Source organism: Chryseotalea sp. (assembly GCF_057350905.1).
Map to the genome: position 1 here is coordinate 124753 of NZ_JBMRCF010000015.1, position 12825 is coordinate 137577.

6 protein-coding genes are annotated in these 12825 nt (G+C 41.8%); 5 read left to right on the plus strand and 1 reads right to left on the minus strand.

The features are described 5' to 3' along the window. Positions 1-34 precede the first annotated feature (34 nt). Positions 35-2356, minus strand: coding sequence for an OmpA family protein (locus tag ACO1XM_RS16985; RefSeq protein ID WP_486231174.1), 2322 nt, complete (start codon positions 2354-2356; stop codon positions 35-37). Positions 2357-2514: 158 nt separating this feature from the next. Here ACO1XM_RS16985 and ACO1XM_RS16990 point away from each other — a divergent pair, with 158 nt between their 5' ends. From ACO1XM_RS16990 to ACO1XM_RS17010, 5 genes are all read left to right on the plus strand, one after another. After that, the gene (locus ACO1XM_RS16990) at positions 2515-5688 is read left to right on the plus strand and encodes a HEAT repeat domain-containing protein (RefSeq protein WP_486231176.1); all 3174 of its coding nucleotides are present in this window, start codon (positions 2515-2517) and stop codon (positions 5686-5688) included. Positions 5689-5715: 27 nt separating this feature from the next. Then, entirely contained in the window at positions 5716-7158 is a 1443-nt protein-coding gene (locus ACO1XM_RS16995; RefSeq protein WP_486231177.1) for a DUF4062 domain-containing protein, read from the plus strand. Positions 7159-7167: 9 nt separating this feature from the next. Further along, positions 7168-10323, plus strand: coding sequence for an nSTAND1 domain-containing NTPase (locus ACO1XM_RS17000; RefSeq protein WP_486231179.1), 3156 nt, complete (start codon positions 7168-7170; stop codon positions 10321-10323). A gap of 68 nt (positions 10324-10391) precedes the next feature. Further along, on the plus strand, positions 10392-11453 hold the full coding sequence (locus tag ACO1XM_RS17005; protein WP_486231181.1) for an outer membrane beta-barrel protein: 1062 nt from the start codon (positions 10392-10394) through the stop codon (positions 11451-11453). A 2-nt stretch (positions 11454-11455) separates the two neighbouring features. After that, positions 11456-12778 carry a hypothetical protein gene (locus ACO1XM_RS17010; protein WP_486231183.1) on the plus strand — a complete coding sequence of 441 codons (1323 nt, stop codon included), beginning with the start codon at positions 11456-11458 and terminating at the stop codon, positions 12776-12778. Positions 12779-12825 lie beyond the last annotated feature (47 nt).

Consider the following 12825-nt stretch of genomic DNA (forward strand, 5'->3'; position numbering starts at 1 on the left):
GCCTCCTCTATTCACTCATATTTTAATAAGCATATTAACGACCTACCTCTACCAACCTCACCTCTACGCGTCTGCCTTCTTCTTTAGCCGCAACAGCATCTTTAGTTACACCAAGACCTTTTGCTACTACACGTCTGCGTACTATTCCTTTGTGGTTAAAATATTCTAACACAGCAATTGCACGCTTATTCGAAAGCTCTCTATTCAGTTCTTCAGAACCTTCTGCAGAAGCGAAACCAGAAATTTCTATACCTAATTCAGGATATTTCTCTAACTCTACCAACAAGGCATCCAAGGAAGCATTATACTGTGCTTTAATATCACTCTTACCCGCATCGAAGAAAATCTTAGCTGATTTATTTAATACACTCTTATCGGCCAGCTCTTTTTTCTGTGGTTGATCTTTTTGTTTCTTGGCTTCTTCTGCCACCATAAAGGTTGGCAATGATAAAATAGTCTGACCGTCCACTACTTTTTTCTCAAACTTGCTTTCATCGCTTTCATCGTAGTAATAGGTACGAGCAGCCACTTCAAGTTTACTATTGGTTTTTTCATCAAAGTTAATTTCATCAACGCTATGTTCAAGCTGAATTAAATCAACCAGGTAATCAATCCCTTCTTTATCAGAGGAGGCCATTAAATCAAGCATCATGTCGTAAACATCTACTGTACCTGATTGCACCAGTTTAGATTCATGCGTTTTTCTGATGTCCGTTTTTGCATCCTGATTGGTATCGTAGAAAGCATTCTTCACTTGTACCTCCTGTCCTACTACCACATCAAATTGCTTAATGGTTTTCAATTTTATTTGTTGATACAACTCATAGAAATATGTTTGATTAGGTACATTCACATTTAAGGTATACGGGAGAAAGCCTTCGCTTTCAATAACCATGTCGTAGTTCTTGGCTGGTGGCAGAATTACCAGATAAGCCCCTGTTTCAGGATCGGGGTGATAAACAAAGTCAAGCTTCTTATCTGTTTCGTTATCGATCAAATATATTTTTGTCGGAATAGGTTTGTTTGTTTCAGCATCCAGAATTTTACCCTTAATCATGGTTAACGGAATACTGGACGACTCCGGCATGTCTATGTAATAAATGTCTTGCGCGCCAAGTCCGCCTTTGCGATCAGATGAGAAGTAGGCCCTGCGACCATCCGCTAACAATGTAAAGTAATTGTCGTTGGCTGTAGTGTTTACAGGATAACCCATGTTTTCCGGGTTAGACCAGGCATTACCTACAAGTGTTGTTTTAAAAATATCACGCCCCCCCATGGAGTTGTGGCCTTCTGATGTGAAGTACAAAGTTTTTTGATCAGGATGAATAAAGGGAGCATCTTCATTAGCTTCTGTATTAACAGGGGCGCCTAAATTTACCGCAGCACTCCAGGTGCCGTTGGCCTGCAGTGATGTCTTATAAATATCCAATCCACCTTTACCTCCTTTTCTGTCGCTTGCAAAGTAGATGGTTTTTCCATCAGGCGTTATACTGGCCGTTGTTTCTAAAGAAGGCGAATTAAGCACAGGAGAAATCAAAGATGGTTTAGACCAATCACTGCCTGTTCTGTTGATTTGAAATAGATTGCCAGGGTCACTCGCTCCTCCAATAAAAATTAGCATTTTCTGTCCATCGGGAGATATACCAGCAGTACCTACGTTGTATTCTGAAAAAACGTTAATCACTTGTGGCAAGGACCAGGTGCCTGACTGGTTATTGGAGATTAAAATCTCTTCAATAAATTTATCTCCACTTCTTGTTTTACTAGTGTTGGGTCTTAACCCGGTGAAAGCCAAAACACTTTCATCGGCAGACACTACGGGATTATACTCCGTATAGCGAGTATTAACATTTTCCCCCATGCTATGCACTTTAAAATCGCGCGGCACAGACATAAATGTGATGGCATTCCGCGCAGTGGTAATGGCGTTGTCAGCCATGGTCTGTGCTTTTTTATCCGCAGTCGTCAGACTCTTATACTTTTCATAGCTGGCTATCGCCTTGTCGAGACTTTCATTTTTCAGATGAAGGTCGCCTAGCTCTAAATGCGTGATAACAGGAAGATTCGTAGAATTTGACAAGGCAAAATCCAAATAGGGAATTGCTTTGATCTGATCATTCAAATTGGGTGATTTCTGTAAACACAGTCCTGCTTTATAGTGCACAGTCGCATCTTTGGAACCTTCTCTGATAGCTTGTTCAAAAAGTGGCAGCGCCTGCTCATAGTTTCGTATGCTGAAGTAGCGCTCAGCATCGGCTAGAATCTTACTTTGAGCCTGAACCTCTGTAACCAAAGTGGATACAACCAAAAGGAGCAGGACTGCGGGATAGAACGTGTTGATAGTCTGTGGTTTCATAAAATCGCTTGTCGGCAAATAAAGTACCAATCTGATACGAATCATTAAAAAATGCAACCGAATGTAATAATAGCCGTAAAGTTGCAGGAATTTGTAAAAGTAAATCTATAGGATTTTTAATTGATTATACCGAATTTTAGGGATGTTGGTCGCAAACTATGCTATCTAAACTATATAAGTCCTTAGGCATTGAGCCTGAAGAATCTGGAAGAATGACCCTGTTGCTCGTTATGGGTTTTTTTATGGGGATGTTTATTGCATGCCTCACAGTAGCAGCGCAGTCATTATTTCTGGAACATTATCCTAATCAGGAAGACCTGGCCACCGCCTTTGTCGTATCCGGGCTTTTTGCTCTAACGGCAACATTTGTCTACAATTTCTTCCAAAATCGCATTCCCTTCATATTATTGGGCGGTGTTAGTCTCCTTACTATTATTTCATTAACAGCTTTGATTGAGTTTGGAGAAGGTTTTTTCAGCGATCCAGACACCATACATTATATTGGCTTCACCCTTATTTTACCCTTTACATTTATAACCTTACTCGTATTTTGGGGATCATTTGGCCGTTTATTCAGTTTACGCGAGTCTAAACGCTTGTTGGGAAGTGTGGATGCGGGCTTCCTGATTGCCTCTTTGATTGCCTTCTTCTCAATTCCCCAGATATTAAATTATGTCGACACAGCTGCGCTCTACTCCATCGGTTTAGCTTCTATTACGGGCTACTTTTTGCTTTTTGCAATTCTCTCCATTCGATTTTTATCGCATGGTGCCTCCCTGGCCGAGGAAAAGAGAAAGCACCAAAAGCTTGATTTTCTGCAAATTTTTAAGATTCGATACGTTTTTTACATGTCGATCTTTGTCATCATCACCATGGTGGCTTTGCGATTTGTCGATTTCTCTTTTCTGCAAACCACCCAGATTTATTTCGATAAGGATTATGTACCCACTTTCTTAAGTTACTTTGAAGCGGTTGTCGTAATCTTCAGCTTCCTTTTCCAAACATTCGCTGCTGATAAAATTGTTTCCATGTATGGCATGCGAGTGGCCTCCATCATCAACCCTATCCTTACTGGTTTATTTACGGTAGGTGCTTTACTGTTGGGGCTTTCTTTTGGCTATACTGCTGCTGCCGGTCAATCGTTCGTTATATTTTTCATCATGATTGCCATGAGCAAACTGGTCATGCAGGCTACACGCGAAGCCCTGGATGAACCCGTAATGAAGCTGTATATGCTACCGGTGGATAGCGAACATCGACTTGATGTGCAGACCAAACTGGAAGGGACTGTCCTGGCACTAGGGAACTTACTCGCAGGTACACTCATCCTGCTTATCTTAAAAGTACAGCTTACGCAACTGATTTACTTTACGATTTTCGCTATTCCTATGTTTGCCATCTGGTACTTCATAGCCAATCGCTTAAATGCTACCTACAGACAAACCCTGCAAGGCGCATTAAGTAAGGGGAAAGAACGTGCCTCCGCAGAGAAAAAGAACGAAAAAGCATTTACTGTCAATAACGTACTTGAACTTGAAGTGAATAGCTCGGGTGAAGAGAAAGTTATCTATGGGCTTAAGCTTATGGAGAAGCTCGAGCCGGCCGTGTTTGAGTCTTCCTTAATCAAGCTTGTTGACAACGAAAATCGAAAAGTAAGGGAGTTTGCCAAAAGCAAAATACAAGAGCTCGGCATCGATCAGGACTTCGCACAGTCTTCAGAGACAAAAACACTGGCAATGCAAGCCATAGGCGAGTCAGAAGACAGCGACCTGCTTTCCATTTCTCCCGACAAATTAATGAAGTTGGGGAAATCCAATAAATCACCCGATAGAATTTTAGCAGCCAAGCTTTTGCGCAAGCTTATTTCCCAGCGCACAATCTTTGTCTTACTTGAACTAATGCGGGATGTAGATCCCCGTGTTCGCTATGAAGCATTGTTGACAGCGCGCAAGGTAAAGCGCCCCGAAACCTGGCCTGTACTGATTGAACTACTGAATTCTCCCGCCTACGGACATCATGCTGCGGCTGCGTTACGTGAAGCTGGCGAAGCTGTGCTACCTTCATTAGATGCTGCCTTTCATAAAAGCAGCCAGAGCGATCTGGTGATGCTAAGGGTAGTGCAGATTATGGGACGCATTGGAGGCCCTGCTGCACTTGAATTACTCTGGAAAAAAGCAGACTATCCTGATAAACGCATTGTTAAGCAAATCTTATACACCCTGCGTTATATCAATTACAAGGCTACAGGCCGAGAAGCACAGGAAGTAATGGTGCTGCTTGATGAAGAAATTGGCAAAGCCATGTGGAATTTGGCCGCAGTAACTGAACTACCCAAAAACGAATATTTCCAATACCTGAGACTGGCACTCAAAGAAGAAATCGCGGAGAACTTTGACCAGATCACCTTACTCTTATCACTACTGTACGATCCACAAAGCGTACAGCTTGTTCGCGAAAATATTGACTCCGGAGACCCTGATGGAATCACCTTTGCGCTGGAGTTGATGGATATTTTCGTGGATAACGATTTAAAACCAAAGTTATTCCCCCTTTTTGACGATAAGCCGGTTGCTGTAAAACTGGAGGAATTGCAAGTGTATTTCCCCAGGGAAACCTATACGCCTATCCAGGTAATCAATTATATACTCAACCGCGATTTTAATCAGAACAATCGCTGGACTAAGATGTGTGCAATACATGCCGCGGCATACTTACCTGAATTCCGGGTAAGCCGAGGGTTAATTGCGCAGTTATTCAACAGAGATAAACTTTTACAGGAAACAGCGGCTTGGGTTACTTATAACAAGGACAAGAAAGCCTATCAAACAGTAGTAGATAGGCTGCCTTTAAAGGACAAAAAATTCCTGGATGGTTCAATCGAAAACAACCAACTATTGGATGGACTCGATGATGGCTTTTTCCTGGGTATAGAAATGGTTTTCTTCCTCAAGGAATTGAAAGCCTTCCAGCATATCCATGGAGTCATGTTGAGTGATCTTGTAGATAAGATCACACCACTTGAATTGAGAGCAGGTGAAACCGTGAGTTTTACTTCAAGCACACTTGATACGCCCCTACTGATGGTGGCGCATGGCGAAGTGCGCCTTCAACATGACGACCGTTTAGTCACTGTAATGAAAAAGGGAGATGTATACGGAGACTTATTTCAGGATGCACCTGCACCAGAAGCCAATACCATGATTGCCAGTGAAAGAAGTATCGTGTTTAGAATAAGTCTTACAGATTTTTATTTTGTAATTGCTAATCATCATGAATTAGTACAACAATTAATTAAAAACGTAACACAAGCAACCACTATAGCGAACCCATAAGAAACTAAAAACCATAACTGCCCCCTCATGCAAATCGATGTTGATGTATTAATAGTTTTTGCCGATAGCGACAACGAGACCCAGAAAAAGAAAACCACTGGCTGGGTGTCTGATTTTAAGCGCTTTCTGGAGCTAATGCTTATGCAGGTGTTGGGCGAGAAACCTAACATCCTCCTAAAGTCAGAATACGATACTATTACTGCCCCTAATATGACCAACGTAGGTGTATTGGCAACAGTACTTTCTAAAGACTTTATTCAATCCGGAAGATGTCTGGATAATGTTGAAACGTTCTACAAGGCCATTCAGAACTCTGAAAGAAAAGCCAACAGGGTATTTAAAGTTTTTAAAACACCGCTGAATAATCAGGAACAACCCCCAAGGTTAAGAGAACTGATCGGTTATGAAATGTATCAGATTGATACAGAAACAGGTGAGACGAAAGAGTATACTGACTACTTTAGTCTGGAAGCTGAACGTCAATACTGGATGAAGATGGTCGATTTAGCCTACGACATCTTTGATTCACTTATGCAACTCAGAGCACTTAACAAGAGCTCTGAAATAAGAAACATTTACAAGCGCAAAAATATTTACCTGGCCGAAACTGGGCACGATCTTTCTGTGCAGCGTAACATTATCAAACGTGAACTTATACGCCACGGCTACATAGTAATGCCTCAACAAACATTACCCGGCACCTCTAGTGAGTTGGAAAAAGTAGTCAGAAAAGATTTGGAAGAGTGCAGCTTGTCCATTCACCTGATTGGTAGCGCCTATGGTGAAATACCAGAAGGCTCAGAGAGATCCATTATTGATATCCAAAACCGCTTAGCCGCTGAAAGAAGTTTACAAGCAAAACAGAATAACAGTGAGTTTTCTCGCCTTATCTGGATATCACCAGTAATTGCCAATGCCAGCGACCGTCAGAAATCATTTATCGAAAGTATTAAGCGTGATGTAGAAGCACAGGAAGGTGCAGAAATTCTTCAAACACCGCTTGAGGATTTTAAAAATATCATGCGTGAAGAACTTGTAGAATCACTTGAGCGCAAAGGTTCTGGCGCGGAACTGGGCAAATCTGTTTACCTGGTACATGACCGGGTAGATCAGCAGGAAGTAAAGGCCTTGGCTGAAGTTATTGAGAAATCAGGGTATAAAGTTCTGCTACCCGAGTTTGAAGGAGAATTACTTGATCTCAGAAAAAAGCATATTGATAACCTGAGAAGTTTTGATGCAGCCATCATCTTTAAGGGTAAAGTAAATGAGCAATGGGTAAGAATGAAGGTGCTTGACTTGCTCAAGGCACCAGGCTTTGGAAGAAAGAAACCCATTATGGGCAAAGCAATTTACACAGGCATTGGTACATCTATTAATGCAGAAGTTTATCGCAGCCAGAATATCAGAGTATTTCAGGGAGAAGCACAACACTCCCTTGAAAATGTTAAGTCCTTCTTAAAAGAATTTTAATCGAGCAACATGAGTATGGAAGTTGTAGATAAAGTAGCCGCCAACCCCTTCCCCGGGCTGCGACCTTTTCAAATCGATGAAAGCCACCTTTTCTTCGGTCGTGAAGGCCAAAGTGACGAGGTGCTTCTCAAACTCTCCAAGAGTAGATTCGTTGGTGTTATCGGTCCCAGTGGTAGCGGTAAGTCATCCTTCATCTATTGCGGGGTACTTCCCATTTTGTATGGTGGTTTCCTAACCGATGCAAGTCCTAACTGGGAGGTGGTAGTAACACGCCCAGGAGGTGGCCCCATCGATAACATGGCTGAAGCCCTGATCAAGAATAATCCAGAATACATTTCTGCAGACCCCGAGGAAAAAAGAATCAAGCGTACCATTTTCTCAACTTTATTAAGAAGCTCTTCGCTTGGTTTGGTGGAAGCAGTGGAGCAATCCAGACGCTCAGCAGACGTAAACTATTTAATCTTAGTCGATCAGTTTGAAGAATTATTCCGCTTTAAAGATGGAACAGACCCTAATTCAGTAAATGAATCTTTAGCTTTTATCAATTTATTGATGGAGGCTGTTAATTATCCTGATGCCCCCATCTATGTGGCCATCACCATGCGTTCAGATTTTATTGGTGAGTGCGCTCAATTTCCTGAACTCACCAGAAAAATAAACGATAGTCACTACCTGATCCCTCAAATGACGCGCGATCAAAAGCGCAGGGCTATTGAAGGACCCGTAGCGGTAGGTGGTGCAACCATTGCCCCACGCCTGTCGCAACAACTTTTAAATGATTTAGGTGACAACCCCGATCAGCTACCTATTCTCCAGCACGCCTTGATGCGTACCTGGTCTTATTGGGCCAAGTACAGAGACTACGATGCAGAGGCACTTGATCTGAAGCACTACGAAGCCATCGGTACCATGTCCGAGGCCTTGAGTATGCACGCCAATGAAGCTTACGATGAATTGGATGAAGAACAAAAGCGTGTTTGTGAAATCCTTTTCAAAGCAATTACTGAGAAACGTGGAGAAAATTTTGGTATCAGAAGACCCACCCGCTTAAATGAAATAGCGGCCATTGCCGATTGTTCCGAAGAGGATGTAGTGGCGGTGATTGAAAAATTCCGTGAACCAGGTCGTTCATTACTAACACCAGGATATGGCTTACCCATTGCATCAAAATCAATGGTGGATATTTCTCACGAATCTCTGATGCGTATCTGGGTTCGATTGAAAAACTGGGTGGACGATGAAGCAGATGCTGTACAAATGTATACACGCCTTGCCGAAGCTGCTGCCATGTACCAGGTCGGAAAAGCGGGTCTTTGGAGGCCACCTGATTTACAATTAGCACTTAACTGGCAGGCCAAACACAAACCCACTTTAGTTTGGGGTCAGCGCTACAACCCTGCCTTTGAGCGTACGATGATCTTTCTCGAATATTCTAAAAAAGAATTCGAGACAGAACAGCGCATTAAAGAATTAGAGCAGAAAAGAAAACTACAGCGTGCCCGTATTGTGGCTTTGGTTTTGGCCGGTGGTATGATTATCGCGCTTGTGGGAATTGTATTTGCTTTTATTCAGAAAACTGAAGCGGATAAGGCAAGAGCAAATGCAGAGCGGCAGGAAATTCTTGCCAAGGAAAATGCAAACAAGGCTACGCTTGCGGCTAAAGAAGCGCAAGAACAACGTGACAAAGCGGAAGAAGAAAAGGTAAGAGCGGATAAAGCTGCAAAAGAAGCACTTGAGCAAGAACGTGTTGCAAAACGAGAAAAAGAAGAAGCAGATAAGCAAAGAAACCTTGCCATACAAAGAGAAGCGGAAGCAGAAGCAGCCAAACAGGAAGCCAATGCGAGTGCCGAATTTGCCATCAAGCAAAAAGGAATTGCAGAAGAAGCCAGTACATTGGCCACACAACGCCAATATATCGCTACTGCTAAGTCTATTGCCGTAAAATCAAAAGAGCAACCTGATAAAGAACTACAATCTTTATTGGCTCAGCAAGCTTTTATTTTTAATAACACCTATAAGGGTTATGAATACGACAATGATATTTACACAGGTCTGTTCCGTGCGTTAAAAAAGCAAGAAGATCCGCTTACTAAAAACCTATTAGGCCACGATGCAGGTGCTTGCCGTATTCTGATCAGCGATGCTAAAACCCGAAAGATCTACTCTGGTGGTAGTGATGGACGCATTCTTGCCTGGACTTATCGCAACAATCAATGGTCGAGCGAAGTATTGGTAGATAAACGCAGTAACTACTTAGTGTATAGTCTGGATATAAGTCCTGACGGAGATTACATGATCGCGGGCGGCTTGGCTAATGGCTTGTCTACTCAAAATTATGTAGAGCTTTATAATCTGCGTAACATGGCTACACCTCCTAAAAAGATTAGTGGTTTTACTTTTGACATTGACAACCTGAATTTCACCAATGATGGCAAAGGTTTTTTCGCACGAGACAATGCAGGAAATAGCATTAAGTATTCGGACTTGAGTACGGTTAAGGAAGTAATCAAGAGTACAGAAAAGATTAATGGCATTGTACTGAGTAAAGACGGTAAGAAATTAGCAGGAGCAGGTAACAATGGTACTTTGTTCATTTGGGATATTAGCAACAACTTCTCCCCTACTGCTTTATTTAAAACGGCTAACGAAACCAGGGGCGGTAAAACAGTAGCTATTCCGTTAACTGGGGCAGGCTTTACCCGAGATGGTAAGAAGCTAGTGTTTGGAGATGCTAAAGGGCTTGTAAGGATAATAACCCTGGACAACTCAATTCCTATGCGTGTTTTATCCGGACATACTTCTGCCATTGAACAAATTACTTTTAATCATACGGGTACCTTTATGGCTACTGCCAGTTATGATAAGACAGTTCGTCTATGGAATCTAAGTCAGCTCAATCAACAGCCTATTGTATTGGATGACCATGCAGACTGGGTGAGAACAGCCGTGTTTACACTGGATGATGAACAGTTACTGGCTGGTATGAACAGCAACTCTGAAAAATCAAGTGAGACCATTCATGCATGGCCAACCAACATGAAAACCATGTCGAACTTACTCTGTAATTATTTAACCAGAAACTTAACACAAGAAGAGTGGGAAATTAATGTTGACAAAGCGCTTACGCGTGAAGTTACCTGTAGTAACCTGCCTGAAGCTAAATAGACTGACTATTTGAATATTAGATTATGTCCCCAAGAATAAAAACGGTTCTGCCGTTATCATTGCTTGTAATGGTCGCATCCATAGGATTAGCACAAACAACGACTGATCCGCGTTGCGTTCAAACCCTGCGAACGGCACGTGCTACCTATGAACAAGGGCGTTTGCATGAAATGCAAAGTTTACTGGATGATTGCTTGAATAATTTTTCTAAAAACGAAAAGATTGAAGCTTACAAATTACTTGTATTGACATACATCTATCTTGAAGAACCTCAGAAGGCTGATGAGGCAATGCTTGATCTGTTGAGAACTGATAATTTCTTTAAACCCAGTGATGCTGATCCTGCTGAATTCAGGAATTTATATGCAAAGTTCCGCACCAAACCTGTTTTATCCATTGGTATAAGAGGTGGTTTGCTTTCCACCCGTGTTCATGTGCAGGAACACTACCACATTTTTGCCAACAGTCAGGGTAAGGGTACATATAAGAGCAATGCGCGTTTTGTAGGTGGGCTTGCTTTGGAAAAAAATATTCTCAAAGATAAAATTGTACTTGCCCCTGAATTTTTATTAAGCGGGCATTCCTTTACTTACTCCAATACGGAAGCATTCAGTGATGACAATACATCCGATAACACCATTGATGCCACAGGACTGGAGGCGATCATACAGCAAAGCACATTTCAGTTTAACCTGATTGGCAATTATATGTTTAAAAAGACCTTGCTACGCGGCTTACTACAACCCTATGCAGGAGCAGGATTCTCTACCTCGTACATGGCTGCCAATAGCTCAAAATTTTTGGGAGAGCTTCAGTTAGAGCCCCGTGGAGATGATGTGAGTGGTGCTGAGCTGGATAATACCGACAACTACAAATCGCTCAATTTTGCAGGCGTCTTGCTTATTGGAGGTAAAATTAAGATTGCAACGGTCTATCTAACAGCAGATTTACGCTACTACCATGGTCTTAATAATATTGTCAATAAAGATAACCGTTACAAAATGGAGGGTGATAATGTAGAAATATTAACCCGATACGGTTACGTTAATAATGATTTCAAGATCAATCAGGCGTCAATCTCCATTGGTTTGATCTACCCCTATTTCAAACCTAAGAAATTGATAAAATAATAATGAATCGCTTAATTCTCATCCTGCTGCTGTTTGTAGTTGCTTGCCAATCAGAAGAAAATGCTGATCTGGCGAATGAAGGCACCTTTTTACGTTATTTTGGAAGCCAATATAGTCACCTGCCACAGCAGGTTATTGAAACAAGTGATGGCTACCTCATCCTCAACAATATTCAAATAGGAACAGACAATCAGTCTGTATTTTTTTATAAAATAAAACTTATCAAAACTGACTTTTACGGAAATTTACTTTGGGAACAAGTGTACCCTAAGTTTCCTGCTGATAGCGAATTAGATCAGCCTGGTGCCAACGTTTATAGTCTTAGAGGCTTTATGATGATGCAACAAGGCGAGAACTACGCTATTGTAGGTGAAGAACTCAGCAATCAAAGTCTATCAAATCCAGGAAGCGCTTCAATAGCAAATCTGGCTTTGCTATTGGTTAACAAAGATGGCGTGCCGTTAAAAAATGGTGTTGCCATCGCTGAAAATGATGCACAAATGTTTACGCCTCACAAATCTGTAAGTGGTGCTGAACTAGCAGCTGAAACTGGTAATGCTGAATTGGAGAATGTATCCATTACAGGAAAAGGCATCGCTTTAAATGGTAATGGTAATTTTATTGTATTGGCATCTGTCGATAACTACGCCACCAACAAAATGATGGTAACTGAAATATCATCCACCGATTTAACAAGAACCTGGCAGCGTTTTTACGGAGACGGCATTGGTGTTGTAGCACGTAAAATTTTTGTAAACACGCAACAGAAACTGGTGTGGGGTGGCTCCACGGAGAGTGAGATGCGTTTATTCACCTATAATCAAAACGACCAGCAGGCAATCTCAGTAAAGCCCGATCAACCAAATGCATCGAATGAAATTGCCAGCGATGCATGTGAAGTTAAAGGAGGCTTTTCTGGCTACGCGTTGATAGGAACCAGTGCTACCGGCACTGATAACGATATGTATGTTGTTAAATTCAGCCCAGCAGAAACGGCTCCGCTTTTTTCAAAAAACCTGGACTTTGCCAATGGCAATGATGAAGGTAAAGCTATAGAGGGCACTAATGATGGAGGTTTGGTATTATTAGGCAATGGCGCTTCTGTAAATACCACTGGTAATGGCGGAACCGATTTATTTATTGTAAGACTAAATACCGCAGGCGAAGAAGTGTGGGTGAGAAATTATGGCGGCTCACAAGATGAAGAAGGCGCTTGTGTAATTCAAACCAAAGATGGCGGCTACCTTGTGCTTGGCTCAACTGAATTTGGTATCGACTTTAGAAAAGTAATGCTCCTTAAGCTAGATGCCAAAGGAGATTTATAATAACCACTAGTAATCAAACATTCTTAATCTGCTTTAACACCCCTGTT

What these genes read in the sequence shown, in the direction of transcription:
- ACO1XM_RS16985 (WP_486231174.1), bottom strand. Translation starts at nt 2,356, where the DNA reads ATGAAACCACAGACTATCAACACGTTCTATCCCGCAGTCCTGCTCCTT.
- ACO1XM_RS16990 (WP_486231176.1), top strand. Translation starts at nt 2,515, where the DNA reads ATGCTATCTAAACTATATAAGTCCTTAGGCATTGAGCCTGAAGAATCT.
- ACO1XM_RS16995 (WP_486231177.1), top strand. Translation starts at nt 5,716, where the DNA reads ATGCAAATCGATGTTGATGTATTAATAGTTTTTGCCGATAGCGACAAC.
- ACO1XM_RS17000 (WP_486231179.1), top strand. Translation starts at nt 7,168, where the DNA reads ATGAGTATGGAAGTTGTAGATAAAGTAGCCGCCAACCCCTTCCCCGGG.
- ACO1XM_RS17005 (WP_486231181.1), top strand. Translation starts at nt 10,392, where the DNA reads ATGGTCGCATCCATAGGATTAGCACAAACAACGACTGATCCGCGTTGC.
- ACO1XM_RS17010 (WP_486231183.1), top strand. Translation starts at nt 11,456, where the DNA reads ATGAATCGCTTAATTCTCATCCTGCTGCTGTTTGTAGTTGCTTGCCAA.